22 protein-coding genes are annotated in these 26,880 nt (G+C 71.1%); 6 read left to right on the top strand and 16 right to left on the bottom strand.

Going from position 1 to position 26,880, the window contains the following annotated elements; translation table 11 throughout:
* The 9 genes from cydD to ACEZDG_RS15020 all read right to left on the bottom strand — a co-directional run.
* On the bottom strand, positions 1-1,735 hold a 1,735-nt coding region (cydD, locus tag ACEZDG_RS15060; RefSeq protein WP_380508491.1), incomplete at its 3' end, for a thiol reductant ABC exporter subunit CydD.
* Positions 1,736-1,835: 100 nt separating this feature from the next.
* Entirely contained in the window at positions 1,836-2,831 is a 996-nt protein-coding gene (gene cydB, locus ACEZDG_RS15055; RefSeq protein ID WP_380508489.1) for a cytochrome d ubiquinol oxidase subunit II, read from the bottom strand.
* Between the two features lie 9 nt (positions 2,832-2,840).
* A complete protein-coding gene (locus ACEZDG_RS15050; RefSeq protein WP_380508486.1) occupies positions 2,841-4,370 on the bottom strand; it encodes a cytochrome ubiquinol oxidase subunit I in 1,530 nt (509 codons plus the stop codon).
* An 84-nt stretch (positions 4,371-4,454) separates the two neighbouring features.
* Positions 4,455-5,906, bottom strand: a complete 1,452-nt coding sequence (locus ACEZDG_RS15045; RefSeq protein ID WP_380508483.1) for a sensor histidine kinase — start codon at positions 5,904-5,906, stop codon at positions 4,455-4,457.
* The gene (locus ACEZDG_RS15040) at positions 5,881-6,615 is read right to left on the bottom strand and encodes a response regulator transcription factor (protein WP_380508480.1); all 735 of its coding nucleotides are present in this window, start codon (positions 6,613-6,615) and stop codon (positions 5,881-5,883) included. The genes ACEZDG_RS15045 and ACEZDG_RS15040 overlap by 26 nt, the downstream gene beginning before the upstream one ends.
* A 90-nt stretch (positions 6,616-6,705) precedes the next feature.
* Positions 6,706-7,362 carry a hypothetical protein gene (locus ACEZDG_RS15035; RefSeq protein ID WP_380508477.1) on the bottom strand — a complete coding sequence of 219 codons (657 nt, stop codon included), beginning with the start codon at positions 7,360-7,362 and terminating at the stop codon, positions 6,706-6,708.
* A gap of 28 nt (positions 7,363-7,390) precedes the next feature.
* Positions 7,391-8,599 (bottom strand): ABC transporter permease, encoded by a 1,209-nt coding sequence (locus tag ACEZDG_RS15030; protein WP_380508474.1) that lies wholly within the window; start codon positions 8,597-8,599, stop codon positions 7,391-7,393.
* On the bottom strand, positions 8,596-9,486 hold the full coding sequence (locus ACEZDG_RS15025) for an ABC transporter ATP-binding protein (RefSeq protein WP_380508471.1): 891 nt from the start codon (positions 9,484-9,486) through the stop codon (positions 8,596-8,598). The genes ACEZDG_RS15030 and ACEZDG_RS15025 overlap by 4 nt, the downstream gene beginning before the upstream one ends.
* The gene (locus tag ACEZDG_RS15020; RefSeq protein WP_380508468.1) at positions 9,483-10,940 is read right to left on the bottom strand and encodes an efflux RND transporter periplasmic adaptor subunit; all 1,458 of its coding nucleotides are present in this window, start codon (positions 10,938-10,940) and stop codon (positions 9,483-9,485) included. Before ACEZDG_RS15020 ends, ACEZDG_RS15025 begins: the two co-directional genes overlap by 4 nt.
* A gap of 216 nt (positions 10,941-11,156) precedes the next feature.
* Here ACEZDG_RS15020 and ACEZDG_RS15015 point away from each other — a divergent pair, with 216 nt between their 5' ends.
* Complete coding sequence (locus tag ACEZDG_RS15015) at positions 11,157-11,750, top strand: hypothetical protein (protein WP_380508465.1); 594 nt, start codon at positions 11,157-11,159, stop codon at positions 11,748-11,750.
* A 39-nt stretch (positions 11,751-11,789) separates the two neighbouring features.
* On the opposite strand, the gene ACEZDG_RS15010 is transcribed toward ACEZDG_RS15015, so the two are convergent.
* The 5 genes from ACEZDG_RS15010 to hisC all read right to left on the bottom strand — a co-directional run bounded on the left by ACEZDG_RS15010 (position 11,790) and on the right by hisC (position 16,988).
* The gene (locus ACEZDG_RS15010) at positions 11,790-12,350 is read right to left on the bottom strand and encodes a hypothetical protein (protein ID WP_380508462.1); all 561 of its coding nucleotides are present in this window, start codon (positions 12,348-12,350) and stop codon (positions 11,790-11,792) included.
* 46 nt (positions 12,351-12,396) lie between these two features.
* Positions 12,397-13,608 (bottom strand): ABC transporter permease, encoded by a 1,212-nt coding sequence (locus tag ACEZDG_RS15005; protein ID WP_380508459.1) that lies wholly within the window; start codon positions 13,606-13,608, stop codon positions 12,397-12,399.
* A complete protein-coding gene (locus ACEZDG_RS15000) occupies positions 13,605-14,435 on the bottom strand; it encodes an ABC transporter ATP-binding protein (RefSeq protein WP_380508456.1) in 831 nt (276 codons plus the stop codon). Before ACEZDG_RS15000 ends, ACEZDG_RS15005 begins: the two co-directional genes overlap by 4 nt.
* Positions 14,432-15,676, bottom strand: coding sequence for an efflux RND transporter periplasmic adaptor subunit (locus ACEZDG_RS14995; RefSeq protein WP_380508453.1), 1,245 nt, complete (start codon positions 15,674-15,676; stop codon positions 14,432-14,434). Before ACEZDG_RS14995 ends, ACEZDG_RS15000 begins: the two co-directional genes overlap by 4 nt.
* A 205-nt stretch (positions 15,677-15,881) precedes the next feature.
* Positions 15,882-16,988, bottom strand: a complete 1,107-nt coding sequence (gene hisC, locus ACEZDG_RS14990; protein WP_380508450.1) for a histidinol-phosphate transaminase — start codon at positions 16,986-16,988, stop codon at positions 15,882-15,884.
* Between the two features lie 269 nt (positions 16,989-17,257).
* Between hisC and ACEZDG_RS14985 the strand changes: the two genes are divergently transcribed.
* The 3 genes from ACEZDG_RS14985 to ACEZDG_RS14975 all read left to right on the top strand — a co-directional run bounded on the left by ACEZDG_RS14985 (position 17,258) and on the right by ACEZDG_RS14975 (position 20,976).
* Positions 17,258-18,445, top strand: coding sequence for a LacI family DNA-binding transcriptional regulator (locus ACEZDG_RS14985; protein ID WP_380508447.1), 1,188 nt, complete (start codon positions 17,258-17,260; stop codon positions 18,443-18,445).
* A gap of 138 nt (positions 18,446-18,583) precedes the next feature.
* Positions 18,584-19,690, top strand: coding sequence for a metallophosphoesterase (locus ACEZDG_RS14980; protein WP_380508444.1), 1,107 nt, complete (start codon positions 18,584-18,586; stop codon positions 19,688-19,690).
* A gap of 209 nt (positions 19,691-19,899) precedes the next feature.
* Complete coding sequence (locus ACEZDG_RS14975; protein ID WP_380508441.1) at positions 19,900-20,976, top strand: hypothetical protein; 1,077 nt, start codon at positions 19,900-19,902, stop codon at positions 20,974-20,976.
* Positions 20,977-21,020: 44 nt separating this feature from the next.
* Here the strand turns inward: ACEZDG_RS14975 and ACEZDG_RS14970 are convergent, their stop codons facing one another.
* Positions 21,021-22,055, bottom strand: a complete 1,035-nt coding sequence (locus ACEZDG_RS14970; protein WP_380508438.1) for an aspartate-semialdehyde dehydrogenase — start codon at positions 22,053-22,055, stop codon at positions 21,021-21,023.
* 346 nt (positions 22,056-22,401) lie between these two features.
* Between ACEZDG_RS14970 and ACEZDG_RS14965 the strand changes: the two genes are divergently transcribed.
* Entirely contained in the window at positions 22,402-23,133 is a 732-nt protein-coding gene (locus tag ACEZDG_RS14965; RefSeq protein WP_380508435.1) for a hypothetical protein, read from the top strand.
* Between the two features lie 98 nt (positions 23,134-23,231).
* On the top strand, positions 23,232-24,713 hold the full coding sequence (locus ACEZDG_RS14960) for a pyridoxal phosphate-dependent decarboxylase family protein (RefSeq protein ID WP_380508432.1): 1,482 nt from the start codon (positions 23,232-23,234) through the stop codon (positions 24,711-24,713).
* A gap of 62 nt (positions 24,714-24,775) precedes the next feature.
* Here ACEZDG_RS14960 and thiC read toward each other — a convergent pair whose 3' ends face one another.
* Positions 24,776-26,629 (bottom strand): phosphomethylpyrimidine synthase ThiC, encoded by a 1,854-nt coding sequence (gene thiC / locus ACEZDG_RS14955; RefSeq protein ID WP_380508429.1) that lies wholly within the window; start codon positions 26,627-26,629, stop codon positions 24,776-24,778.
* Positions 26,630-26,880: the final 251 nt, after the last annotated feature.

Raw genomic sequence — 26,880 nt, 5'->3', positions numbered from 1 at the left:
TGCCAAGAGTCGAGGTGCCTTTATTACGCCGCTCGCACCCGTTTCTCGCTTTGACGGCCCCTGCCGCGACCACCCCGCCCCGTCCCACCCCCTCCCGTGCGGGGGTGGGAAAAAGCGAGGTCGAGTTCGCCGTAGTGGACAAAGTCAGTTGACGGGTCGCCAGGGCGAGAAGCGCGGGTCGGTGCGCGGTCAGAATGACCGTGCGGTTGTGCGCGAGGGTGCGGATCGCGTCCACGACTGCCGCTTCCGCGGCCCCGTCCAGGTTCGCGGTGGGTTCGTCCAGGAGGACGAGCGGGCGGTCGGCGAGGAAGGCCCGGGCCAGGGCGAGGCGCTGGCGCTGGCCTGCGGAGAGTCCACCACCGTTCTCGCCCAGAGGAGTGTCCGTGGTGAGGGGGAGTTTGCTGACGAACTCCCAGGCGTGGGCGGCCTGGAGAGCTTCGCGGAGCTCCTGGTCAGTTGCCTCCGGGCGGGCGAGGCGGACGTTGTCGGCGATCGTCCCGGCGAACAGGTGGGGGTGCTGCGGCACCCAGGCGATGCGGGAGTGCCAGGAGGCCGGATCCAGCTCCGAGAGGGGCTGGTTGTTGATCCGGACGGCTGAGCTCGGCGTGAAGCCGAGCAGCGTGGAGAGCAGGGTGGTCTTGCCGATACCCGATACCCCGGTGATGGCCAGAATCTCGCCTGGGGTGATGGTCAGCGAGAAGTGCTCGAGTCCGGGTGCGTGCTTTACCGTCAGGTCGTCGATCACGATCTCTGGGACAGCGGGCGCGGGAGCAATTCCGGTATTGGTTGGGGGAGTTTCCAGGACGGCGAAGATCTGCTCGGCTGCGGCGAGACCTTCGACACTGGCGTGATAGTGGGTGCCCACCTGACGGATCGGCAGATATGCCTCTGGGGCCAGAACCAGGACCACCAGGCCGGTATAGAGGTCCAGGCTTCCGTCCACCAGACGCATGCCGATGCCCACGGCAACCAGCGCAACGGAGATGGTCGCCAGGAGCTCCAGCGCGAACGACGAAATGAATGCCAGCCGCAGGGTACGCATGGTCGCCCTGCGGTACTCGTCGGTGGTCTTCCTAATGGCCTCCGCCTGCGCTTTTGCCCGGCCGAAGACCTTCAGCGTGGGGAGGCCGGCAACGACGTCCAGGAAATGGTGCGAGAGCCGGCCCAGCGTGCGCCACTGACGGTCCATCGAACTCTGCGTGGCAAGCCCGATGAGGACCATGAACACGGGGATCAACGGCAGGGTGAGCACAATGATCAGCGCGGAGAGCCAGTCGGCAAAGAGGATCCGTGCAATAACAGCGACAGGCACGACCACGGCGAGAGCCAACTGCGGTAGGTACCGGGCGAAGTAGTCATCCAGGGCGTCAACACCCCTTGTGGCCAAGGTCACCAGCTCACCGCTGCGCTGGCCAGCCAGCCAAGAGGGACCCAAAGCCGTTGCCCGCTCCAGCAGTTGCTCCCGCAGTTGCGATTTCACCCGCGCGGAAGCGCGATGCGCAGCGACCTCGGTCCCCCACGCAACCAGCCCCCGCAAAAGGCTGACCCCGGCCAACAGCACCAACGCTGTTGTGACCGACTCATGCCGCTGGAACGAGCCGACAACCACCTCGGCCACGAACATCGCCTGCGCGATGACCAGGCCGGCGCCCAGCGTCCCCAGAACAACGGATGCCAGCAAAAAACCCTTCGTGGCTCCCGCATAACGCAACAGCCTTGGATCAACCGGCTTCATGACCTTCACCCTCCACTGGAACTACGGCGAACTCGACCTCGCTTTTTCCCACCCCCGCCCCCGCGCACCCACCCGCGCCGCAGGCAAAGCTGAACCCCCGTCAAACAGGAATGTTGCGGACACCGATCCGCTTGCGGAAGACCCAATAGGTCCAGCCCTGATAACAGAGCACGAGGGGCGTCATCACGCCCGCAACCCAGGTCATCACCTTCAGGGTGTACGCGGAGGAGGAGGCGTTGGTGACCGTCAGGGACCAGGCCGGGTTGAGCGAGGAGGGCATGACGTCCGGGTAGAGCGAGAGGAAGAGCATCGCCACCGCCGCGACGATCGTCGCGCCGGAGCAGACGAACGCCCAACCCTCGCGCCCCAGCTGGTTGAAGCCCAGTGCAGCGACCAGCGCGAGGACCGCAACCACCAGGGCCCCCAACGACCACCCGTCGCCCCCGTCCGCCTGGGTCCAGATCAGGAAGGCCAGGGCGACCACCGCCGTGAACAGGCCGAGCCACCGGGCCAGCGCCCGCCCGCGCTCGCGGATGTCGCCCAGGGTCTTGAGTGAGACGAACACCGCGCCGTGGAACGTGAAGAGGCTGAGCGTGACGACCCCGCCCAGGAGGGCGTACGGGTGGAGCAGGTCGAAGAAGGTGCCCGCGTAGTCGCCGGCGGCGTTGATCTTCACGCCGTGGACGATGTTGGCGAAGGCCACACCCCAGAGGAAGGCCGGGACGAGGGAGGTCCAGAAGATGGCGTGCTCCCAGTTCCGCTTCCACCGTTCGTCGGAACGCTTCGCGCGGTATTCGAAGGCGACGCCGCGGACGATCAGGCAGACCAGGATGATCAGCAGCGGAAGGTAGAACCCGCTGAAGAGCGTCGCGTACCACGCCGGAAACGCCGCGAACGTCGCGCCGCCCGCGGTGAGCAGCCAGACCTCGTTGCCGTCCCAGACCGGGCCGATGGTGTTGATCAGGACGCGGCGCTCGCGCTCGTCGCGGGCGAGGGCCTTGGTGAGGACGCCGACGCCGAAGTCGAAGCCCTCGAGGAAGAAGTAGCCGATCCAGAGGACGGCGATCAGGATGAACCAGACGTCGTGCAGGTGCATGGGGTCTCCTCAGTACGCGAAGGCGAGGGGCTTGTCGGCGTCGCCGGACGGGCCGCGGAGGGTGGGGTCGGTGGTCGGGGGTTCCTCGTCGGTGGGGCCGGCTTTGGCGTAGGTGACGAGGAGGCGGATCTCGATGACCGCGAGGAGTGCGTAGAGGAGGGTGAAGACGATGAGGGAGGTGAGCTGTTCGCCGATGGAGACGGTGGGGGAGACGGCGTCGGCGGTGGTCATCAGGCCGTAGACGGCCCAGGGTTGACGGCCCATCTCGGTGAAGATCCAGCCCCAGGAGTTGGCGATGAGCGGGAAGCCCATGGTGAGGATCGCGCCGCGCCAGGCCCACGTGCTGAGGAAGGGGCCGAGTTCCCGCTTGCGGGTGAGCATCAGGAGCGGTGGTTCCTCGCCGGTGCGGCGGTACTCGGGGGCGAGCCAGAGGCGTTTGCGGGTGAGCCAGAGGCCGGCGATGCCGATGACGAAGGAGGTCATCCCGAAGCCGATCATCCAGCGGAAGCCCCAGAACGCGGTGGGGATGTTGGGCTCGTAGCTGGGGGCGAGGTCGCCGTACTTGGCCTTTTCGGCGGCCTGGACGTTGTTGATGCCGGGGACGGCGTCGTGGAAGTTGCCGGTGGCGAGGAAGGAGAGCAGGCCGGGGATGGAGATCTCTATGGTGTTGCGGCCCTCGGAGACGTTGCCGTAGGCGAAGATCGAGAAGGGGGCGGGCTTGGCGGTGTCCCAGAGGGCTTCCGCGGCGGCCATCTTCATGGGCTGCTGCTGGAACATCACCTTGCCGAGGGTGTCGCCGCTGATCGCGGTGCCGAGGCCGAAGACGACGGTGACGACGAGGCCGAGGCGCAGCGAGGTCCGCATCGCGCCGATCTTGTCGGTGTTGGTCTCGTGGAGCCGGGTCTGCCGGCGCAGCTGGTACGCGGCGATGCCGACCATGAACGCGCCGCCGGTGAGGAACGCCGCGGTGAGCGTGTGGAAGACCACGGCGAGGGTGGTGTTCTGGAACAGGATCCGGCCGATGTCGGTGAGTTGGGCCCTGCCGTTGGCGCCGATCCGGTAGCCGACCGGGTGCTGCATCCAGGAGTTGGCGGCGAGGATGAAGTACGCGGAGAGGACGGTGCCGAGCGAGACCATCCAGATGCAGGCGAGGTGGATCTTCTTGGGGAGCCGTTCCCAGCCGAAGATCCAGAGTCCGATGAAGGTGGACTCGAAGAAGAAGGCGATCAGGGCTTCCATGGCGAGCGGTGCGCCGAAGATGTCACCGACGAACTTGGAGTAGGCGGACCAGTTCATGCCGAACTGGAACTCCTGGACGATGCCGGTGACCACGCCCATGGCGATGTTGATCAGGAAGAGCTTGCCCCAGAACTTGGTGGCCTTGAAGTACCTGGCCTTGCCGGTGCGGACCCAGGCGGTCTGCAGTCCTGCGGTGAGCGCGGAGAGGCTGATGGTGAGGGGGACGAAGAGGAAGTGGTAGACGGTGGTGATGCCGAACTGCCAACGCGCCATCGTCTCGTGGGCCAGGGCAAGCTCCACGTCTAAGCCTCCTTTGTGAACGTGAACACATTCACAAAGTATTATCGCTCAGGGGTTCGCGGAGGTTGAGGCGGGGGGTGTGTCTCAGCGGGCGGCGGGAATTCGCACCCGGAAGACGGCACCCGCGCCGGGGGTGGTGAGCAGGTCGACCTCGCCGTGGTGGGCCGTGGTCAGGGCCGAGACGATGGCCAGGCCGAGGCCCGCGCCGCCGCCGTCCTGGCGGCTGCGGGAGACGTCCACGCGGTAGAAGCGCTCGAAGACCCGGGCGGCCTGGTCCGGGGTGAGGCCGGGGCCGTGGTCGGCGACCTCGATCACGCCCTGGCCGTCGACGGTGCCGACGCCGATCCGGACCGGGGTGCCGGGCGGGGTGTGCTTGACGGCGTTTCCCACGAGGTTGGTGACCACCTGGCGCAGCCTGGCCTCGTCGCCGAGGACCAGGGCGGCGGTGGGGGCGGTGTCGCCGCCGGGGCCGGTGAGGGCGACCGGGCGGGTGGGGTCGAGGGCGGTGGTGTCGTGCAGGGCGTCGGCGGCGAGGGTGCGCAGGTCCATCGGGGCGAGTTCGAGCGGGCGCTGCTCGTCCAGGCGGGCGAGCGTGAGCAGGTCCTCGACCAGGCCGCCCATCCGGATGGCCTCGCTCTCGATCCGGCCCATGGTGCGCTTGATGTCGGCCTCTTCGCTGAGCGCCCCCATCCGGTAGAGCTCGGCGAAGCCGCGGATGCCCGCGAGCGGGGTGCGGAGTTCGTGGCTGGCGTCGGCGACGAAGCGGCGCATCCGGTCCTCGGAGGCGGCGCGGGCGGCGAAGGCCGATTCGATCTGGGCCAGCATCGAGTTGAGCGAGGCGGCGAGGCGGCCGACCTCGGTGTGCTGGGAGCCCTCGGGCATCCGGTGCGAGAGCGGGTGGCCCGCGGCGATCTCGGTGGCGGTGGTCTCGATCCGGCGCAGCGGCTTGAGCCCGGTGCGGACCGCGAACCAGCCCGCGAGCGCGAGCAGCAGCAGGACGATGCCGCCGATGGCGAGGAAGCCGTGGTTGAGCTTGGCGACGGTGGCGTCGGTGTCCTCCAGCGAGGAGGCGACCACCACATCGGTCACCGTCGGGTCGTCGGTGGCCAGGATCAGCACCCGCCAGTCGCTGCCGCCGTGGTCGCTGGGGACGGTGAAGGGCTTGCCGAGGTGCGCGGCGAGCTGGGCGTCGTCCAGGGTGGGCAGGGCCGGGCGGGGGTCGTTGTTGGTCACCGGCTGGCGCACCAGGTTGCCGTAGCTGCCGTCGGCCAGCCGGAAGGTGACCACGTAGCGGCTGGGCAGCGCCTGGTCGCCGGGGCGGGGGGCGTGCAGCGCGCCGTAGGGCAAGCGCTGGTCGTTCATCGGCTTGGCGAAGCGGGTCAGCTGGTCGTCCACCCGCTGGACGAGTTGGACCTTGACCGTGCCGAGGACCAGCACGTCGCTGACCGCGAGCCCCAGGGCGACCAGGGCGACGGCGAGGACCAGCAGCCGGCCGCGGAGCGACAGGCCGCTACGCAGGCGGGCGACGAAGGACATAGCCGATTCCTCGGACGGTGTGGATCAGCTTGGGGCTGCCTTCGGCCCCCGAGTCGACCTTGCGCCGCAGGTAGGAGATGTAGGACTCGACGATACTGAGGTCGCCGCCGAAGTCGTAGGCCCAGACGTGGTCCAGGATCTGCATCTTGGACACTACCCGGCCGGTGTTGCTCATCAGGTACTCGAGCAGCTTGAACTCGGTCGGCGAGAGCGAGACCTGGCAGCCCGCGCGGACCACCTGGTGGCCGACCGGGTCGAGTTCGAGGTCGGCCACGACCAGGCGTCCCGCGTCGGCGGGGCCGCCGGTGCGGCGGAGGATCGCCCGGATCCTGGCGATCAGCTCCTCGAGGCTGAACGGCTTGGTGACGTAGTCGTCGCCGCCCGCGGTCAGCCCGCTGATCTTGTCGTCCACCCCGTCCTTGGCGGTGAGGAAGATCACCGGGATCCGGTCCCGTTCCCCGCCGCGCCCGGCCGGGCTGCCGGGCTGCTCGTCCCGGAGGCGGCGGACCACGGCGAAGCCGTCCATGTCGGGCAGCATCACGTCGAGCAGCACCAGGTCGGGACGGTGCCTGGCCACGGAGGCGACCGCCTCGGCGCCGGAGGCGGCGGAGGAGACGGCGAAGCCCGCGAAGCGGAGCGAGGCCGAGAGCAGCTCACGGATGTTCGGCTCGTCGTCGACGACCAGGAGGCTGGCTTCGGTGCTGTCCATGAGGGCCCCTGATGGGAGGGAGGCGGAGGGTGAAAGGCACCATACGGTGCTTCTATGAGGAGCTTGTGAGGAGCCGCGGCGTGAGGAGCGTCAGCCCCCGAAACCCCCGAAGCCGCCCGCACCGAACGGGCTGGCGCCCTCGGTGACGGTGGTCGCGGCCAGGTTGCCGGAGCTGTCGGTGGTGCCGCGGACGGTGACCGACTGGCCCGGCTGCAGGTCGGCCAGCTTGCCGTCCTTGGTGACGCTCACCTTGGTGGACTTGCCGGTGGTGACCTTGACCACATTGCCGGAGCTGTCGGTGAGGTAGACGGTGCTGCCGTCGACCAGTTTGACGGTTCCGGTGGTGGCCCCGCCGCCTGCGGCTCCTCCCCCACCGGCTGTCCCACCGGCTGCTCCGGTGCCGCCGGTGCGGCCTGCCGCGGCGCCGCCGCGGTTGAAGCCGGCGAAGGCCGCGGCGGCGTTGTTGCCGCCGCCGCTCTTCTGGTTGTTCTTCTCGACCAGGGCGCCGCCGGCGAAGGCCAGCGCGGCGATCAGGCCGCCGGCCAGCCCCAGGGTGAGCCAGGGCAGCTTGCGGCGCGGCGGCGCGGCCAGTTCGGCGGCGATGTCGCGGGCGTCCGGGGCCTCGGCGAGGATCTCCTCGGGGGTGAGCTCCTCGCTGTCGAGCAGGTCCAGCTCCTGGGCCGGCTCCTCGCGCAGACCGGGGACGAAGGAGTCGGTCTTGACCAGGTCGGTGTGGCGTCCGGCCATGGGTGTTGTCCTTTCCGGGAGTTGACGGTCACTCATGGCGGAGTGCCTCGATCGGGCGCAGGCTGGCGGCGCGGCTGGCCGGGTAGCTGCCGAAGAACAGGCCGATGGCGACGGCGATGCCGAAGGCCCCGTACACCGACTCCGGGATCACCACGGGTTTGATGCCGACGATGGTGAAGTGCGCGCCGATCAGCGCGGCGGCGACCCCGAGGCCGCCGCCGACCAGGGAGAGCAGGGTGGACTCGGCCAGGAACTGGCCCAGGATGACGCCCTTGGGCGCCCCGATGGCCTTGCGGATGCCGATCTCCCGGGTCCGCTCGGTGACGGTGACCAGCATGATGTTGGTGATGCCGATCCCGCCGACCAGGAGGGAGATGGCGGCGACGGCGCCCAGGAGGACGGTGAAGGTCTGGGTGGTGGAGCTCTGGGTGGTCAGCAGCGAGGTCTGGCTGCTGACCCGGAAGTCCACGGCGGTCGGGCTGCTGATGCCGTGCTGGCCCATCAGGATCGTGGTGATCTCGTTCTGGGCGTTGGTGGTGGCGTCGGCGGAGACCGCCTCGACCAGGATCTGGCTGACCGAGCCGAAGCCGGTGAAGGCGTTCTGGACCGTCGGCAGCGGGGCGACCACCACGTCGTCCGGGTCCTGGAAGCCGGTGCCGCCCTTGGTGGCCAGCTCGCCGACCACGGTGAACGGGGTCCCGCCGATGGTGATCTGCTTGCCGATCGGGTCCGTGGTGCCGAACAGGTCGGTCGCGGTGGTGGAGCCGATCACGGCGACCTTGCGGGAGTTGAGCACGTCGTCGTTGCTGAAGTAGTCGCCCTTGGCCACCTTGCTGTTGGACGCCTCGAAGTAGGCCGGGTAGGTGCCGACCACCGAGTTCACGGTGTGCGAGGTGCCCTGGTAGATCGCGGTGCCGGAGGTGGTGACCTCGGGGGCGACGCCCTTGATGTCGGGGGCCTGGCCGGTGTCGGCGAGCGCCTTGGCGTCCGCGACGGTCAGCGGCTTGGTGCTGGTCGCGGTGGAGTTGGCCGAGCCCGCGCCGGAGGTGATGGTGAGCGAGTTGGTGCCCAGCGCCTCGATGGAGTTCTTCACCGCCTGCGAGGAGCCGTTGCCGACGGCGAGCAGCAGGATCACCGCGGCCACACCGATCAGGATGCCCAGCATGGTGAGGCCGGAGCGGACCTTGTTGGCGGCCAGGCCGCCGAAGGCGAACCGCAGCGTCTGGAACGGGTTCATCGCAGGCCCCCGGTGGTGATGTTCTGCGCGTTCTGGGTGTGCAGCGAGTGCGCGGCGAAGTCGTCCGGGTCGAGCATGGCGGGCGGCAGTCCGGTGAGGGGTGCTTGGCGGACGTCGGAGTAGACCTGGCCGTCCACCAGGCGCACGACGCGTTTGGCGTGCCGGGCCACTTCGTCCTCGTGGGTGATCACCACAATGGTGCGGCCGGCGGCGTTGAGGCGGTCGACGATGGCGAGGACGTCGTCGGTGCTGCGGCTGTCGAGGTTGCCGGTGGGTTCGTCGGCGAGCAGCATGGCCGGGGCGGTGACCAGGGCGCGGGCCACGGCGACGCGCTGTTGTTGGCCGCCGGAGAGTTCGTTGGGGCGGTGGTCGGCGCGGTCGGCCAGGCCGACCAGGGTGAGCGCGGCCATGGCCCGGCGGCGGCGTTCGGCCGCCTTCACCCCGGCGTAGGCGAGCGGGAGTTCGACCTGGGCCAGCGCGGTGGTGCGCGGGACCAGGTTGAAGGACTGGAAGATGAAGCCGATCTTGCGGTTCCGGACCAGGGAGAGCTGGCCTTCGTCCAGGTGTCCGACGTCGATGCCGTCGAGCAGGTAGCGGCCCGAGGTGGGGGCGTCCAGGCAGCCGAGGATGTTCATCAGGGTCGACTTGCCGGAACCCGAACTGCCCATGATGGCAACGAAGTCACCCTGGTGGATGGTCAGGTCGATACCCAGCTCGCGGCCCTCGGCGTCACGGGGGCCGCTGAGCGCGTGCACGGCCGCGTCGCCCTGGCCGTAGGTCTTGACCAGGCGGCGTACCGCCAGGATCGGGACCGGGCCGCGTGGCCGGGACGGTTCCGGCGGGGCCTGCTGGACGAGTGGCGGCACCTCCCGCCGGCGCAGCCTCATCCGCGACCGCCACCGAAGCCGCCGCCGCCGAAGCCGCCCGCGCCGGTGCGGGCACGGCCCGCACCGCCGGGGAAGCCGCCGGCCGGGAAACCGCCGGAACCGGAGCTGGCCACGACCGTCAGCTGCACCGTCTGGCCCTGGGTCACCCCGTCGGTGAGCTGGACGTCGGTGTCTCCCTGGATGCCCACGGTTACCGTCTGCCGCTTGGTCGTCCCGTCCGGGAGGACCAGGGTGACCGAGCTGTTGGCGCCGGTCCCGGTGACCGCGGCGGTCGGTACGAACAGCGCGTTGGTCGCCGACCCGGTCACCACCTGCACGCTGGCGCTGAGCCCGGTGCGCAGGGCGGAGGTGTCGCTGGTGATCGCCAGCAGCGCCGCGTACTGCACCGCGCTGCTGGACGAGCCACCGCCGCCGCCGCTGCCGCTGGAGCTGCTGACGGGCAGTGAACTGATGGACAGCAGCTTGGCGTTGAGCACGGTGCTGCTCTGCGCGTTCAGGGTGACCGTCGCCGCCTGGCCGGCCTTCAGCTTCAGCGCGTCGGCCTCGGAGAAGTCGGCGGAGACCTCCATCCCGGTCGGGTTGGTGATCACCACGAAGCCGCTGAGGGCGGTGCTGCTGCTGGAGCTGGAGCTGCTGGACGAGCCGCCGCCGCTGCCGGAGCTGCTGCTGCCGGAGACGGTCTGGCCGACCTTGCCGGCCACCGAGGCGACCGTGCCGGCCACCGGGGCCTTGAGCACGGTGCCGGCCACCGCGCGCTTCGCGGCGTCGACGGCGTTCTGCGCCGAGGTGACCTGCTGCTCGGCCGAGGCCAGCTGGGCCGGGTTCACCGTCGGGGACGGGGTCGCCGCCTGGACGAAGCCGGCGTCCTGGACCTGGGCCTTGTGGCTGGCGGAGGCCGTCGCGGTGGCGGTCGGGGTGGTCGTGGCGGTCGCGGTCGGCCTGCCGGTGGGCTTGGGCGTGCTGGTGGCCGCGGGGGCGGTGCTGCGGCTGTCGCTGAGGTTGCTGCCGCTGGTCCCGCCGGCGTTGCTGCCGCCGCCGCCGCTGTTGTTGTTGCTGTTGGAGCTGTCGCCCTCCTCCACGGCGGTCAGGTTCGCCTGCGCGGAGGTGAGCGAGGCCTCGGCCGAGGTCAGCGTCTCGTTCGCCGAGGTCGGGTCGACCTTGGCCAGCACCTGGCCCGCGGACACCTTCTGGCCTGCGGTGACATCCACCTCGGTGAGCGTCCCGCCGGTGGTGAAACTGACGCCTGCGTCGGTCGGCGAGGTCAGCGACCCCGAGCCGGAGACCGTGGCCAGCACCGTGCCGCGCTCGACAGTCGCCGTCCGGGTGGTGGACTTGGAGCTGCTGCTACTGCTGCTGTTCACGGACGCGTACGCGGCTCCCGCGCCGGTGACCAGCAGCAGGCCGAGTACGGAGTTCAACAGGACGGCCCTGCGCCGTCGTGGGAGCACCTTCATGGCGCACAGACTGGCTTGGACTTCATGCGAAGCTCTGGGAGCCATCTGGGAGTTCGCTGGGTACGGTCACACCGGTGCGATCAACGATTGCCTGACATAGTGGGGCACAAGGGTCGCCCGCGGGTGATCGGGGGGGGTGCTGTCCGGTTCGGCTCCCAGGGAATTGCCAGACTTCGTACAGCCGATACGCACCCCGGTGCGGTGAGGTCTGGCTTTATGACCCGCCTCCACCCTCGTGCCCTCGCCGCCGCCGGGATAGTCAGCCTCGGCGCGCTACTGCTGTCGGGCTGCTCCTCCTCGTCCGCCAAGACCGCGACGGCCCAGCCGTCCGCGTCCGGTTCCGGCAGCGCGCAGTTCAGCGCGTACCGGGACTGCCTGGCCAAGCACGGTGTCACCATGCCCACCGGCCGCCCGGGCGGCTTCGGCGGCAATCGGAGCGGTCGGCCCAGTGGCGGGTTCAGCCGCAACCCCAGCTTCCACCCGAGCAACCGTCCCAGCGGCGGTTACGGCGGCGGCGGGTTCGGCGGCTTCGGCGGGGCCTCGGCCAACCCCAGCGCGCAGGCCGCGCTGAAGGCCTGCGCCTCGCTGGCCCCGCAGGGCGGCTTCGGCGGACGCGGCGGTGGCGGTGCCGGCAACACCGCGCTGGCGGCCTTCACCAGCTGCATGAAGGACCACGGGGTGACCCTCCCAGCGAACGGCGGCCTGCGGTCGCTGAACACCGCCGACCCGAAGACCGCCGCCGCCTACAAGGTCTGCAAGGCGCTGCTGCCCACCCCGGGCGCCACTCCGGCGCCCACGCCGACTGCCTGAATCGGCCTCCCTGCCCGTCCCCGCCACCGCGGCCATCGCTCAGCCTCCCTGGGTGACCGTGGTGGCGGCGACGTTTCCGGAGCTGTCGGTGCTGCCCTCGACCGTGACGGTCTGGCCCGGCAGCAGGTCGGCGGTGGTACCGGTCTTGGCCGTGGTGATCTTGGTGGTGCCCTTGGTGGTCACCTTCACCACGCTGCCCGAACTGGTGGTCAGGTAGAGGGTGTCGCCGTCGACCAGCTTCACCGTGCCCGAGGTCGAGTCGCCGGTCGCCGCCCCGCCGGTACCGCCCGCGCCGCCGAAGCCGGCGAAGCCGCTGGGGCGGGTCCCGGTCGGCAGGCCGCCCGCGCTGCTGGTCCCGTTGTTCTTCTGGTAGTACGCGCCGCCGGCGAAGGCCGCCCCGGCGACCATGCCGGCCACCAGCAGCAGCCGCAGCCAGGGCAGCTTGCGGCGGGGCGGGGCGGCCAGTTCGGCGGCGATGTCGCGGGCGTCCGGGGCCTCGGCCAGGATCTCCTCGGGGCCGGGTCCGTAGACGTCGGGCAGCTGCGGATTGCCTGCCTTGACCAGCTCTGTTGTCGCCGCTTCGCTGTGGCGTCCAGCCATGTCGATCGTCCTTTCGGGGGTCTGCGGTCGTTCGGGGAGGCGGGAGTCACTCATGGCGCAGCGCCTCGATCGGGCGCAGGCTCGCCGCGCGGTTGGCCGGGTAGCTGCCGAAGAACAGGCCGATGGCGACCGAGATGCCGAAGGACCCGTACACCGAGGACGGCATGATCACCGGTTTGATGCTGACGATGGTGAAGTGCGCGCCGAACAGCGCGACCAGCACCCCGAGCCCGGCGCCGATGATCGACAGCAGGATGGCCTCGGCCAGGAACTGGCCCAGGATGACGCCCTTGGGCGCCCCGATGGCCTTGCGGATGCCGATCTCCCGGGTCCGCTCGGTGACGGTGACCAGCATGATGTTGGTGATCCCGATCCCCCCGACCAGGAGCGAGATGCCCGCCACCGCGCCGAGCAGGACTGTGAAGGTCTGGGTGGTGGACGCCTGGGTGCTGAGCAGCGAGGTCGCGCTGCTGATCTGGAAGTCGGCGGCGCTGGCGCTGGTGATGCCGTGCTGGCCCATCAGGATGGTGCTGATCTCGTTCTGCGCCGCGGTGATCGTCGACGAGGACGCGGCCTGGACCACGATCTGGCTCAGCGAGCCGAAGCCGGTGAAGGCGTTCTGCACCGTGGTCAGCGGGGCGACGATCACGTCGTCCGGGTCCTGGAAGCCGCTGCCGCCCTTGGTGGCCAGCTCGCCGACCACGGTGAAGGGGGTGCTGCCGATGGTGATCTGCTTGCCGATCGGGCTGATCGTGCCGAACAGGTCGGTGGCGGTGGTGGACCCGATCACCACGACCTTGCGGTCGTTCAGCACGTCGTCGTTGCTGAAGTAGTCGCCCTTGGCGACCTTGCTGTTGGACGCCTCGAAGTAGGCGGTGTAGGTGCCGACGATCGAGCTGACGGTGTGTGAGACGCCTTGGTAGAGCGCTGTTCCCGAGGTGGTGACCTCCGGGGCGACGCCCTTGATGTCGGGGGCCTTGGCGGTGTCCGCGAGCGCCTTGGCGTCCGCGACGGTCAGCGGCTTGGTGCTGGTCGCGGTGGAGGTGCTGCTGTTGCCGGTGCCCGAGGTGACGGTCAGCGCGTCGGTGCCGAGCGCGGAGATCGACGCCTTGACCGCGGCCGAGGAGCCGTTGCCGACGGCAAGCAGGAGGATCACCGCGGCCACGCCGATCAGCACGCCCAGCATCGTCAGCATCGATCTGACCTTGTTGGCGGCGAGCCCGGCGAAGGCGAACCGCAGGGTCTGGAGCGGGTTCATCGCAGGCTCCCCGTGGTGATGTTCCGGGCGTTCTGGGTGTGCAGGGAGTGGGTGGCGAACCAGTCCGGGTCGAGCAGGGCAGGGGGCAGTCCGGTCAGCGGCGCCTGGCGGACGTCGGAGTAGACCTGGCCGTCGACCAGGCGGACCACGCGTTTGGCGTGCCGGGCCACCTCGTCCTCGTGGGTGATCACCACGACGGTGCGGCCGGCGGCGTTGAGGCGGTCGACGATGGCCAGGACGTCGTCGGTGCTGCGGCTGTCGAGGTTGCCGGTGGGCTCGTCGGCGAGCAGCATGGCCGGGGCGGTCACCAGGGCGCGGGCCACGGCGACGCGCTGCTGCTGGCCGCCGGACAACTCGTTGGGGCGGTGGTCGGCGCGGTCGGCCAGGCCGACCAGGGTCAGCGCCGCCATGGCCCGGCGACGGCGCTCGGCCTTGCGCACTCCGGCGTAGGCGAGCGGCAGTTCGACCTGGGCCAGCGCGGTGGTGCGCGGGACCAGGTTGAAGGACTGGAAGATGAAGCCGATCTTGCGGTTCCGGACCAGGGAGAGCTGGCCTTCGTCGAGGTGTCCGACGTCCAGGCCGTCCAGCAGGTAGCGGCCGGAGGTGGGCGCGTCCAGGCAGCCGAGGATGTTCATCAGCGTCGACTTGCCCGAACCCGAACTGCCCATGATGGCAACGAAGTCACCCTCATGGATGGTCAGGTCCACGCCCTGCGGGCGGTCCTCCTGGTCCACCGGGCCGCGCAGCGCGTGCACCGCGGCCTCACCCGTGCCGTAGGACTTCACCAGGCGGCGCACCGCGATGATCGGCGGACGCGGGGCCGTCATCGGGCACCTCCGCCACCGGCGCCGCCGCCGGGGATCGCGCCGGCGCCAGCGCCGCCGCCGCGGTTGAAGCCGCCGCCACCGCCGGGGAACCCGCCGCTGCCGGACTGGGAGACGACGGTGATCTGCACCTTCTGGCCCAGCGTCAGTCCGGACAGGATCTGGATGCCGCTGGTGCCCTCGACCCCGACCGTCACCGATGTGGTCTTGGTACTGCCGTCGGCGTTGAGCACGGTGACGGTACGGGTGGTCCCGGTGCCGTTCACCGCCGCGGTCGGCAGGTACAGCGCGTCGGACGCCTCGCCGGTGGCCACCGCGACGGTGGCCGAGAGGCCGGTCCGCAGGGCGCTGGTGGGGCTGGTGACCACCAGCGTCGCCTGGTACTGCACCGCGGTGGACGAGCTGCCGGAGGAACTGCTGCTCACCGGAAGCGAACTGACGGACACCACCTTGGCGTTGAGGGTGGCACTGGTCGCGCTCAGGGTGACCGTGGCGCCCATGCCCTTCTTCAGCTTCAGCGCGTCGGTCTCGGAGAAGTCCGCGGTCACCTGCATCCCGGTCGGGTTGGTGATCACCACGAAGCCGGTCGGGGTGGTGGAGCTGCTGGTGGTGGTCGAACTGCCGCTGCTCGTCCCGCCCGAGCCGCCGGAGCCGCCGGACGTGGTGCCGGAGACGGTGTCGCCCACCTTGTTGCTGACCGAGGCCACGGTCCCGGCGACGCTGGCCTTCAGCACCGTGCCGTCCACGGCCGCCTGCGCGCTGGCGACCGTGCTGGTCGCCTGCTTCACCTGGGCCTGCGCCGAGGCCACGGCGGTGGCGCTGACGGTGGCCGTGCTGCTCGAACCGGTGCTGGTGCCGTCCTCGGCCGCGGTCAGCTGGGCGTCGGCGGTGGCCAGCGCGGCCTGCGCCTCGGCCAGGGTGGCCTCGGCGCTGGTCGGGTCGACCTTGGCCAGCACCTCGCCCTTGGTGACGGTGTCGCCGGCCTTGACGTAGACCTTGGTCACCGTCCCGCCGGTGACGAAGCTGTCGCCCGCGTCGGAGGGGGAGACCAGCGACCCCGAGCCGCTGACCGTCGCCAGGACGGTGCCCCTGGCGACGGTCGCGGTGGTGGTGGTCGTACTGGCCTTCGCCGTGCTGCTGCCGGTGCCGACCGAGGCGTAGGCGGCCCCGGCGCCGGCGAGCAGCCCCAGGGCGAGCAGGGAGTTGAGCAGAACGGCTCTGCGCCGTCGTGGAAGCACCTTCATGGCCGGGAGCCTGGCCGGGCATTCCTTCGATCAGCTGACCGGTTCCTGGGAACTCACCGGGAACGGAACGCCGCCAGGAAGCGGGGATTTCCGGCAGAACGCCCCTCTTCCTGGGACGACGCTCCCGGGGCGGCCCCCGGAGCGGGCCGCCGCTCCCAGAAACCCCCTAAGCCCTGGACAGTGCCTTGCTAACCGGCCGGACCGGTCAGAGGCCCTTGCGGAACAGCTCGGCCGCGCCCAGGAAGAGGTCGTTGGCCTCCACCTCGCCGATGGTCACCCGGACGCCCTCGCCCGCGAACGGGCGGACGATCACCCCGGCCGCCGCGCAGGCCGCGGCGAAGTCCGTGGTCCGCTCGCCCAGCCGCAGCCAGACGAAGTTGGCCTGGGAGGCCGGCAGGGTCCAGCCCTGGGCGGCCAGCGCGGCCTCGACCCGGTCCCGCTCGGCGACCAGCGCGGCCACCCGCTCCAGCAGGGCCGGCTCGGAGCGGAGCGAGGCGACGGCGGCGTCCTGGGCGAGCTGGCTGACGCCGAACGGCACCGCGGTCTGCCGCAGCGCGTTGGCGACCGGCTCGTGCGCGATGGCGAAGCCCACCCGCAGCCCGGCCAGGCCGTAGGCCTTGGAGAAGGTGCGCAGCACGCAGACATTGGGGCGGTCCCGGTAGAGCTCCACCCCGTCCGGCACCTCGGGGTCGCGGACGAACTCGGTGTAGGCCTCGTCCAGGACCACCAGCACGTCGGAGGGGACCGCGTCCAGGAAGCGCTCCAGCTCGGCGCGGCGGACCACGGTGCCGGTCGGGTTGTTGGGGTTGCAGACGAAGATGAGCCGGGTCCGCTCGGTCACCGCCGCCAGCATCGCGTCCAGGTCGTGCACATCGCCCTCGGTGAGCGGGACCGGGACCGCGGTCGCGCCGCTGATCTGGACGATGATCGGGTACGCCTCGAACGAGCGCCAGCCGTAGACGACCTCGTCGCCGGGGCCCGCGGTGGCGTGGACCAGCGACTGGGCCACGCCGACCGAGCCGGTGCCGGTGGCGAGGTGCGACTCGGGGACGCCGTAGCGCTGGGCCAGCTCGGCGACCAGGCCCGCGCAGCCCATGTCCGGGTAGCGGTTCAGCGTCCCGGCGGCGGCCAGGGCGGTCTCCAGCACGCCGGGCAGCGGCGGGTACGGGTTCTCGTTCGACGAGAGCTTGAACGCCGGCGCGCCGTCGGCGCCCCCGGCCGGCTTGCCCGGCTTGTAGGTCGGGATGCCCCGGAGGGCCTCCCGCAGTCGGGGGCCGTGCTGCGGCACTGGGGTCTCGCTCACCGTGGTCATCCTTCGCGCGTCCGGTCCTGCGTCTGGGTCGAGATCACCATACGAGCCGATCGGTGATATCTCACCCGTGCGGGTGACATGTCCGGTTGCGACCGGGACGACGCTTCGTCTGCCGCAGCCCCGGCCGGTAGTGGAAACGCAGGGAATGCCAAGCGATTGGTCATGGGCGCAGGGGCAAAGAGCACAAATGCTCATGGAGAATCGTATCTGCGGCAAACAATCGCACACCCCCCACAACTGTCCCTAGTGGGCCATACGATCGTTCCGACATGACAGCAGCAGCAGCCAACCAGAGCGGCCGGGGACCCACCCACACCCGGCGGATGGAGCGAGCCGGGATCCGCGATGTGGCAGCCGCGGCCGGCGTCTCCATCACCACCGTCTCGGACGCCCTGAACGGCAAGGGCCGACTCCCGGACGAGACCCGCAGCAAGGTCCGCGAGGTCGCCGAACGGCTGGGCTACCGCCCGTCCGCCGCCGCCCGCACCCTGCGCACCGGGCGGTCCGGGCTGATCGGCCTGACCGTCACCACCTACGGCCAGGAACCCTTCACCTTCACCGAGTTCGCCTACTTCGCGGAGATGGCGAGGGCGGCCACCTCGGCCGCGCTGACCCGCGGCTACGCCCTGGTGGTGCTGCCCGCCACCTCGCGCCACGACGTCTGGGGCAATGTCGCCCTGGACGGCACCGTGGTGATCGACCCGGCCGACCACGACCCCATGGTCGCCGAGCTCTACCGGCAGGGCCTGCCCGTGGTCAGCGACGGCAAGCCGGGCAACTGCCCGGTCACCGCCTGGGTCGACAACGACCACGCCAGCGCGGTGCTGGAGATCCTGGACCACCTGGCCGAGGCGGGCGCCCGGCGGATCGGGCTGCTCACCGGCACCAGCACCGACACCTACACCCGGCTCAGCACCGAGGCCTACCTCGGCTGGTGCCGCCGGGTCGGCCAGGAGCCGCTGTACGAGGCCTACCCGGCGCACGACCCCTGCGCCGGCGCGGTCGCCGCCGACCGGCTGCTGGCCCGCCCCGACCGCCCGGACGCGGTGTACGGGCTGTTCGACCCCAACGGCACCGACCTGCTCGCCGCCGCCCGCCGCTACGGCCTGCGGGTCCCCGAGGACCTGCTGCTGGTCTGCTGCAGCGAGAGCGACGTCTACGCCAGCACCGAGCCGCCGATCACCACCCTGTCGCTGAAGCCGCAGCGGATCGGCACCACCGTGGTCAACCTGCTGATCGACGCCATCGAGGGCGTCGGCGCCTTCGCCGGGCGCGGCGGCCACCGGCTCGGCGGCTCCGGCCTGTCCGGGGGGCGGGCCGCCTATGTCCCGCCGCCCGCCTACGGCGAGATCCCGGAGGGGCAGCTGATGCCCACCGAGCTGATCATCCGCCGCTCCTCCCAGCGGCGCTCGCCGCGCACGACGGTGAGCGCTCCCCGGGTTCCCGGCGAGGGCTGAGGCCGCTTCCGGAAACCGGTTGATACAGCTGGAAAACCTACCGAAAAGGCACCGCCGCCGCGCCGGCTCACGCGTATCGTGCGGATTGATCCGCCCCAGGTGCGTACGCCGCGAAGACCAGCTTCCTATGATGGCCAAATGACAGGTGGACCCTTGTACGCCCGGCCTGACCTGCCGGACCCAAGCCCCCGCGCGCCCGAGCAGCCGCACCGGGCGGCCGAGCCGGGCGACGGGTCCACGGTGTACGACTTCTTCACGCCACCCGAGCGCACCCCCGCCCCCGGGTACGCCGCCGTGCCGCACGACCCGCCGACCATCGAACTGGTGCCGGTGGTGCCGGCCGCCGCCGAGGCCCACCCGCGGCACCCGGCCACCCTGGTCGAGCCGCTCGGCCAGGACGGGGACGACCCCGGCGGGCCGCTCTACGTGGTCGGCGACATCCACGGCTACCTGCAGGAACTCCTGGACGGCCTGCACGCCGAGGGCCTGATCGACGCCGAGGGCCACTGGTCGGCCGGCCGCTCCCGGATCTGGTTCCTCGGCGACTTCACCGACCGCGGCCCGGACGGGATCGGGGTGATCGACCTGGTGATGCAGCTCGCCGCCGAGGCCGCCGCCGCCGGCGGCTACTGCCGCGCGCTGATGGGCAACCACGAACTGCTGCTGCTCGGCGCGGACCGCTACGGCGACCAGGCGGTCCAGTCCAGCGCGGGCACCGCCTCCTTCCTGGCCGCCTGGCGGCTCAACGGCGGCCAGCCGACCGACATGGAGCGGCTGGAGGACCACCACGTCGCCTGGCTCACCCGGCTCCCGGCCATGGTGGTCGAGGACGACCACCTGCTGCTGCACTCCGACACCACCGCCTACCTGGAGTACGGCGACTCGGTCGACGCCGTCAACGACGCCATCCACGAGGTACTCAACCGCGGTGACGGCGACGAGTGGTGGGACTGCTTCCGGCGGCTGACCAAGCGCTTCGCCTTCCGCGGCGACGCCGGGCCGGCGTCCGCCCGCGAGCTGCTGGACGCCTTCGGCGGGGAACGGGTGGTGCACGGCCACAGCCCGATCCCCTACCTGCTCGGCGACACGCCCGCCGAGGACGGGCACCCGGCGCAGCGGGTCACCGGTCCGCACGTCTACGCCGACGACCTCGCCGTGGCCATGGACGGCGGCGTCACCATGGAGGGCGAGGGCCGGCTGCTGATCGCCAGACTGCCGCTCGAACAGACGGTCCCGTCCCACTGACCCCGGTGCTGACAGAGCGTCACAGTCCGTGCCGGACAGCGCCACAGGCATGTGCCGGAGGCAACCCACGCCCCATCCACCCCGGAAAATCCGGAAACTGACTGTCACCCTGTCCGAACTGGCCTCTACCATCGAGGTATCCGTCCTGAGGCCCGCGACCCGAACCACTCCACGGGTAGCCGACGGGCCGTTCGGGGGATAGGTGGAAGATGGACAACGCTCCGTTCCTGCAGGCCGAGGACAAGCTCGACTACGCGCGGATCCTCGAGGAACTGCTGCACAACGAACAGGTCCGCGCCGCCCTGCGGCGCGCGCCAACCGGCCCCAACGTCGAACAGCTGCACACCCGCGCCATGACCGCCTACGCCGAGGTCTCGGCCACCGCTGCGGCCGAGTACAGCTACTTCGTCCAACTGCGGGACCAGGCCCGGCAGACCGCGATCGTCCCGGCCTGGGACCGGATCGGCGGTGACGAGCCGACCCAGTGGCAGGCGCCCGAGAGCGCCTTCACCGCGGCCGAACGGGCCGGCTGGGTGCCGCTGATCGCCGTGCTGCTGCCGATCCTGTCCGGACTCAGCGGGCTGGTGCTGCTGCTGTTCGGCTGGGCCCTGCTGGCCGACCACAGCAGTTCCGGCCATCCGATGATCTCGGCCGGGCTGGTCGCCCTGGTCATCTGCACCGCGTCGATCTGCGGCGACATCATCGGACTGCTGCTCACCGCCAACCGCGACGGGCACACCCCGCCGGACGGCCGCAACCCCGAGCTCTACGCGGAACTGGCCAAGGCCAGGGAGACCTGGCACGGCGCGCTCCGCGAACGCGGCCTGCTGCCGTACCTGCTGGCGCAGTTGGGCACGGTGCCGAGGCCGCCCGGTCCGCGCCCGGCCGGGGTGAGCCTGGTCCGCGCCCGGCCCCGGCTCGGCTTCAGCAGCCCGGGCTTCACCAGCCCCGGCTCGGAGCGGATCAGCGACCGCGACGGGGAGGAGGTCGAGCAGCAGGAGGGCGAGATCCACTTCAGCAGCCCCGGCTTCACCAGCCCCGGGCCGGAGCGGATCACCGACGAGCGCGGCCATGAGATCGCCCCGTCCGAGGACGACGAGCCGCACTTCAGCAGCCCGCGCTTCACCAGCCCCACCTTCCAGGTCCCCCGGCAGGACCCGGACGTGCTCAGCCCGCACGTCCCGCCGCCGGTGGTGGCGCCCCCGGTGCCGGGACCGCGCCCGTCCTCCCGCTTCCTCAGGAACGACGACGACGAGGACGCGGACGTCAACGGGGGCCGGCGGTAGTCACCGCCGGCCCCGGCCGACCTGGTACGGCTACCGCTTAGCGGTCACTGCTTCGCGGTCAGCTCGGCCGCGACCAGCTCGGCGATCTGCACCGCGTTCAGCGCCGCGCCCTTGCGCAGGTTGTCGTTGGAGACGAACAGCGAGAGCCCGTGCTCCACGGTCTCGTCCGCCCGGATCCGGCCCACGTAGGAGGGGTCCTGGCCGGCCGCCTGCAGCGGGGTCGGGATCTCGGAGAGCTCCACGCCGGGCGCGTCCGCGAGCAGCTCGCGGGCGCGGTCCGGGCTGATCGGCCGTGCGAAGCGGGCGTTGATCTGCAGTGAGTGGCCGCTGAACACCGGGACCCGGACGCAGGTGCCGGACACCTTGAGGTCCGGGATCTCCAGGATCTTCCGGCTCTCGTTGCGGAGCTTCTGCTCCTCGTCGGTCTCGTTCAGGCCGTCGTCCACGATGGACCCGGCCAGCGGCAGCACATTGAACGCGATCGGACGGACGTACTGCTTGGGCTCGGGGAATTCCAGCGCCGCGCCGTCATGGGTCAGCGCGCTGGCCTTGGACCCCACCGCGTCGATCTGGCCCTGCAGTTCGGCGACGCCGTTCAGGCCGCTGCCGGACACCGCCTGGTAGGTGGCAACCACCAGCGCGGCCAGCTCCGCCTCCTGGTGCAGTGGGCGCAGCACCGGCATGGCCGCCATGGTGGTGCAGTTCGGGTTGGCGATGATGCCGAGCGGCCGGTCCGCGATGGCGTGCGGGTTGACCTCGGAGACCACCAGCGGCACCTGCGGGTCCGAGCGCCAGCCGGAGGAGTTGTCGATCACCACGGCGCCGGCGGCGGCGACCTTGGGCGCGAGCGCCAGCGAGGCCGTCTTCCCGGCGGAGAAGATCACGATGTCCAGACCGGCGTAGTCGGCGGTGTCCGCGTCCTCGACGGTGACCGTGCCGTCCTTCCAGGGCAGTTCCTTGCCGGCCGAGCGGGCCGAGGCGAACAGCCGCAGCTCCGTCACCGGGAAGTCCCGCTCCTCGAGGATCCGGCGTACAACGCCACCGACCTGGCCCGTGGCACCCACAATTCCCATCTTCATGCCACCAGGGTAGGCGGCCCCGGCAAGAGGGCCGATCGAATATCCGCCGATCGGACAGCCCCGCCGCAGGCTTGTTCTACAAGTTCTCCGGCGGCCGTACGCGCTGTCGGGAAATCCACCACTTGGCGTAACCGTAGGACGATCAGATCGTTGCTCAGAGTGCGCACGAGCAATCCGAGTGAGATGACGCGGCGAGTACCCAAGTGGGAGTTGGCCGGTTAGGTCCGGCCCATGGAATCTGTGGACGTATGCGACTCGTGCCCTTGACCGTCCAGGTGGGACGGCCCTGAGCCCCGGGATGGGGGCATCCATTCCATTCATCCCATACGAAGGGGAAGGCAGAGTCATGCCACCCGAAGTAGCCCTGCTGGAGTCCCGCGCCCTGCGCGCGAGCGTCAGCACCCGCACCGAGGTCCTGGACCGGGTCAAGGCCCTGTCCCTGCTCCCGGACGACATCCACGTCACCACGAGGATGGTCGCCGACTACTACGAGGTCGGGATCGAGGCCATCCAGTCCTTGATCAAGGAGCACCGAGACGAGCTGGCCGACACCGGCTACCGCGTTATCGCAGGTCAGGAACTGATGTCCTTCAAGAACATCAGTGGCGTACATGCCAGGACGCCCTCCCTGGCCCTGTTCCCCCGCCGCGCCGTCCTGTACGTCGGGATGCTGCTGCGGGACAGCGAGGTCGCCCGCCGGGTCCGCACCTACCTCCTCGACACCGAGGCGGCGGCGGGCCGGCCCGAGCCGGAGGTCGCGCCGCCGTACTGGGGCCTGCCGCCCGGTCGGCGGCTCGGCCCGGGGCCGCACTGGGACGAGCACGAGTACCTCCAGGCCCACCCGGAGGCGTACGTGCCCGAGCAGTACACCGGCCCTGACCAGGCCCGACTCGCGGACTGGACCCGGTCCGTGGACCGGCGTCTGGACGCGCACGGGCGGGTGATCGGCGCGATGAGCGAGCAGCTCTGCCGCGTCGGTGACGACGTCCGTGAGATCCGCAGTGACGTGTCGGCGATGAGCCAGGACATGTCCGAGCTGCGCCAGGGGATGGCCCAGCTCAACCGTCGGCGCCGCTGACACCCGGTTGTCCACAGGCTGCCCTCACTGCGGGTGGCCTGTGGACAACTCCACCGGGGGCTCCCGGCCGTCACCATGAGTCGGATACCGTCCGCCCCATGACCGACTCCGCCTCCACCGCCCCCGCACACCCCGGCCTCCCCGCGACCGGCCGTTCGACCGCCGAGCTGCTCGCCGACCTGGCCGCGCTCCGCGCCGCCGACCTGCCGACCAGGGGCCGCCGCACCACCGCCTACGTCTACGACAGCGGACGCCCCGAGGTCCGCGCGGCGGCGGAGCAGGCCTACCTGGCGATGCTGGAGGTCAACGGCCTCGACCCGACCGCGTTCCCCAGCGTCGTCGCGCTGGAGCGCCAGGTCGTCGGGGCCACCGCCGCCCGTCTCGGCGGGGACGACGCCACCCCCGGCATCTTCACCAGCGGCGGGACCGAGTCGATCATCCTGGCCGTCAAGGCCGCCCGCGACGCCCGCCCGGACCTCACCGACCCCGAGCTGGTCATACCGGCCACCGCCCACGCGGCCTTCCACAAGGCCGGCGCCTACCTGGGGGTCCGGGTCGTCAGCACCCCGGTCGACCCGGCCACCTTCCGCGCCGACCCGGACGCGATGGCCGCCGCCCGCACCGACCGCACCGTCCTGGTCGTCGCCTCCGCCCCCTCCTACGCCCACGGTGTGATCGACCCGGTCGCCGAGATCGCCGCCGACGCGGCGCGGCGCGGGATCCCCTGCCATGTCGACGCCTGCGTCGGCGGCTGGCTGCTGCCCTGGCTGGCCGACGCGGGCGCGCCGGTACCGGCCTTCGACCTGTCCGTCCCCGGCGTCACCTCGCTCTCCTGCGACCTGCACAAGTTCGGCTACGCGCCCAAGGGGGCGTCGGTGCTGCTGTTCCGCGACGAGGCCATGCGCCTGCGCGCCTACTACGCCTGCGCCGTCTGGCCCGGCTACACCGTGGTCAACCCCACCGTCCAGAGCAGCAAAGGAGCCGGGCCGCTGGCCGGAGCCTGGGCCACGATGCAGGCCCTGGGCGAGGACGGCTACCGCGAGTTGGGCCGCGCCGCGCTCGCGGCCACGGCCCGGGTGATCGAGGGCGTCAAGGCCATCGAAGGACTCACCGTCCTGGGCTCGCCGGACGCGACCCTGGTCGCCCTCGGCACCGATGCCGACCTGGACCTCTTCGCCCTCGCCGACGAGAGCCGGGCCCGCGGCTTCTTCCTCCAGCCGCAGTTGAGCGTGGACGGGCTGCCGGCCAACCTCCACCTCACCCTGACCGGCGTCAGCGCCGAGGGTGTCGAGGACCTGCTCGCGGTCCTGGCCGAATCCGCCGACGCGGTCCGCCCACTGGGGCCGCCGCGACCCCCGGCCGACATCGTCGCCCTGCTGGAGCAGGTGGACCTGACCGAGCTCGACAACGCCACCTTCGCCGCGCTGCTGCCGGCCGCCGGCATCGACCTGAGCAGCGCCGACGGCCCCGCCAGGATGGCCCCGGTCAACCGCCTCCTCGACGCCCTCCCCCCGGCCGTCCGCGAACTCATCGCCACCCGCTTCCTCTCCGCCCTCTACAGCCCCCACCTGGGCGGCTGACCCGCGGTTCGGCACCTGGAGTCCCCTCGTGCTCCAGGTGCCGCACCGGCGTGCGGGGCGGGTCAGTCCGCCAGCGGCAGGTAGACCCGGTTGCCGGCAGCGGCGAACTCCGCCGACTTGGCCCGCATCCCCGCCTCGGCGTCCAACGCGGCGCCGTACTCCTCGCGGATGCCGTGCGAGATCTTCATGGAGCAGAACTTCGGCCCGCACATCGAGCAGAAGTGGGCGGTCTTGGCCGGTTCGGCCGGGAGGGTCTCGTCGTGGAAGGCGCGGGCCGTCTCCGGGTCGAGGGCCAGGTTGAACTGGTCCTCCCAGCGGAACTCGAAGCGGGCGTCGGAGAGGGCGTCGTCCCAGTCCTGGGCGCCGGGGTGGCCCTTGGCGAGGTCCGCCGCGTGGGCGGCGATCTTGTAGGTGATCACGCCGGTCTTCACGTCGTCGCGGTCGGGCAGGCCGAGGTGCTCCTTGGGGGTGACGTAGCAGAGCATCGCCGTCCCCCACCAGGCGATCATCGCCGCGCCGATGCCCGAGGTGATGTGGTCGTAGCCGGGGGCGACGTCCGTGGTGAGCGGGCCGAGTGTGTAGAAGGGGGCCTCGTCGCAGATCTCCTTCTGCAGGTCCATGTTCTCCTTGATCTTGTGCATCGGGACGTGGCCCGGGCCCTCGATCATCACCTGCACGTCGCGGGCCCGGGCGATCCGCCCCAGCTCGCCGAGGGTGGTCAGCTCGGCGAACTGCGCCTCGTCGTTGGCGTCCGCGATCGACCCGGGCCGCAGGCCGTCGCCGAGCGAGTAGGTGACGTCGTAGGCCCGCAGGATGTCGCAGAGCTCCTCGAAGTTGCTGTAGAGGAAGTTCTCCTGATGGTGCGCCAGGCACCAGGCCGCCATGATCGAGCCGCCGCGCGAGACGATCCCGGTCTTCCGACGGGCCGTCAGCGGGACGTGCCGCAGCAGCACCCCGGCGTGCACGGTCATGTAGTCGACGCCCTGCTCGCACTGCTCGATCACGGTGTCGCGGTAGACGTCCCACCCCAGGTCCTCGGCCTTGCCGTCGACCTTCTCCAGCGCCTGGTAGAGCGGCACGGTGCCGATCGGGACGGGGGAGTTGCGCAGGATCCACTCCCGGGTGGTGTGGATGTTGCGGCCGGTGGAGAGGTCCATCACGGTGTCGGCGCCCCAGCGGGTGGCCCAGGACATCTTCTCGACCTCCTCCTCGATCGAGGAGGTGACCGCCGAGTTGCCGATGTTGGCGTTGATCTTCACCAGGAACCGGCTGCCGATCAGCATCGGCTCGACCTCGGGGTGGTTCACGTTCACCGGGAGCACGGCCCGGCCCGCGGCGATCTCGGTCCGGACGAGCTCCGGGTCCAAACCCTCCCGGAGCGCGGCGAACTCCATCTCGGCGGTGACGACGCCCCGCCGGGCGTAGCCGAGCTGGGTCACCGCCGCGCCTTCCCGGGCCCGGCGCGGGCGCCGCGGGCGGCCGGGGAACACCGCGTCCAGGTTGGCCAGGCCGCCGCCGGCGCCGGCGCCACCGCCGGGACCGCCGCGTCCTGCGGAACCACCGCGCGGCGCGGTGTGCTTCAGGCCGTCGTCCTCGGGGCGGCCCTCCCGCCCGTGGTACTCCTCGGTGTCGCCGCGCTGGCCGATCCAGCCCTCCCGCAGCGGCGGCAGGCCGCGCCGGACGTCCGCGGTGTACTCCGGGTCGGTGTACGGGCCGGAAGTGTCGTACAGCGGGACGGTCCGGCCGTTGCCCAACCGCACCTCCCGGTAGGGAACCCGCAGGTCGGGACGGGAGCCGGCGGCACTCCCGGTCCGGTACGCCTTGCGCCAGGCGGGGGTGGGGTAGCCGGTGCCGGTGCTGTCGGCGACAGTCGTGGCGGCAGGCTGTTGCTGCTGCTGTGCGTCGTACGTGGTCATCAGACCTACTTCTCCCTACGCCGGCATTACCCGGTCAGGTTCGTGCGGTCGGCGCAAGCAGCTGCCGTACGGATGGATCCGCAACGGCGGTCAGCGCCCTCTCAGCCCGGTGCTCCGAGCTCCCGCGTCTGCAATCGAGATGTCGCCCACCGTAGCGACCCCGGCCCCGGCTTGGCCAGAGGGCCTCCGAAGCCCCACCCGTCGACACCCGTCGACACCCGTCGCCCCCCGGACCCACCCGTCGCCGCCCG

It is taken from the genome of Streptacidiphilus alkalitolerans (assembly GCF_042511045.1).
GTDB lineage: Bacteria > Actinomycetota > Actinomycetes > Streptomycetales > Streptomycetaceae > Streptacidiphilus > Streptacidiphilus alkalitolerans.
The sequence above is the reverse complement of the archived record's forward strand: the minus strand, read 5'-3'. Positions and strand labels throughout refer to the sequence as shown.

Excerpts from the sequence above, each read along its gene's own strand:
- hisC (WP_380508450.1), bottom strand. The coding sequence starts at position 16,988 with ATGACCACGGTGAGCGAGACCCCAGTGCCGCAGCACGGCCCCCGACTG.
- ACEZDG_RS14960 (WP_380508432.1), top strand. The coding sequence starts at position 23,232 with ATGACCGACTCCGCCTCCACCGCCCCCGCACACCCCGGCCTCCCCGCG.
- ACEZDG_RS15040 (WP_380508480.1), bottom strand. The coding sequence starts at position 6,615 with ATGGACAGCACCGAAGCCAGCCTCCTGGTCGTCGACGACGAGCCGAAC.
- ACEZDG_RS15030 (WP_380508474.1), bottom strand. The coding sequence starts at position 8,599 with ATGAACCCGTTCCAGACGCTGCGGTTCGCCTTCGGCGGCCTGGCCGCC.
- ACEZDG_RS14995 (WP_380508453.1), bottom strand. The coding sequence starts at position 15,676 with ATGAAGGTGCTTCCACGACGGCGCAGAGCCGTTCTGCTCAACTCCCTG.
- ACEZDG_RS14975 (WP_380508441.1), top strand. The coding sequence starts at position 19,900 with ATGGACAACGCTCCGTTCCTGCAGGCCGAGGACAAGCTCGACTACGCG.
- ACEZDG_RS15010 (WP_380508462.1), bottom strand. The coding sequence starts at position 12,350 with ATGGCTGGACGCCACAGCGAAGCGGCGACAACAGAGCTGGTCAAGGCA.
- ACEZDG_RS15000 (WP_380508456.1), bottom strand. The coding sequence starts at position 14,435 with ATGACGGCCCCGCGTCCGCCGATCATCGCGGTGCGCCGCCTGGTGAAG.
- thiC (WP_380508429.1), bottom strand. The coding sequence starts at position 26,629 with ATGACCACGTACGACGCACAGCAGCAGCAACAGCCTGCCGCCACGACT.
- ACEZDG_RS14980 (WP_380508444.1), top strand. The coding sequence starts at position 18,584 with ATGACAGGTGGACCCTTGTACGCCCGGCCTGACCTGCCGGACCCAAGC.
- ACEZDG_RS15005 (WP_380508459.1), bottom strand. The coding sequence starts at position 13,608 with ATGAACCCGCTCCAGACCCTGCGGTTCGCCTTCGCCGGGCTCGCCGCC.
- ACEZDG_RS14970 (WP_380508438.1), bottom strand. The coding sequence starts at position 22,055 with ATGAAGATGGGAATTGTGGGTGCCACGGGCCAGGTCGGTGGCGTTGTA.
- ACEZDG_RS15035 (WP_380508477.1), bottom strand. The coding sequence starts at position 7,362 with ATGGCCGGACGCCACACCGACCTGGTCAAGACCGACTCCTTCGTCCCC.
- ACEZDG_RS15020 (WP_380508468.1), bottom strand. The coding sequence starts at position 10,940 with ATGAAGGTGCTCCCACGACGGCGCAGGGCCGTCCTGTTGAACTCCGTA.
- ACEZDG_RS15025 (WP_380508471.1), bottom strand. The coding sequence starts at position 9,486 with ATGAGGCTGCGCCGGCGGGAGGTGCCGCCACTCGTCCAGCAGGCCCCG.
- ACEZDG_RS15015 (WP_380508465.1), top strand. The coding sequence starts at position 11,157 with ATGACCCGCCTCCACCCTCGTGCCCTCGCCGCCGCCGGGATAGTCAGC.
- ACEZDG_RS15045 (WP_380508483.1), bottom strand. The coding sequence starts at position 5,906 with ATGTCCTTCGTCGCCCGCCTGCGTAGCGGCCTGTCGCTCCGCGGCCGG.
- ACEZDG_RS14965 (WP_380508435.1), top strand. The coding sequence starts at position 22,402 with ATGCCACCCGAAGTAGCCCTGCTGGAGTCCCGCGCCCTGCGCGCGAGC.
- cydB (WP_380508489.1), bottom strand. The coding sequence starts at position 2,831 with ATGCACCTGCACGACGTCTGGTTCATCCTGATCGCCGTCCTCTGGATC.
- ACEZDG_RS14985 (WP_380508447.1), top strand. The coding sequence starts at position 17,258 with ATGACAGCAGCAGCAGCCAACCAGAGCGGCCGGGGACCCACCCACACC.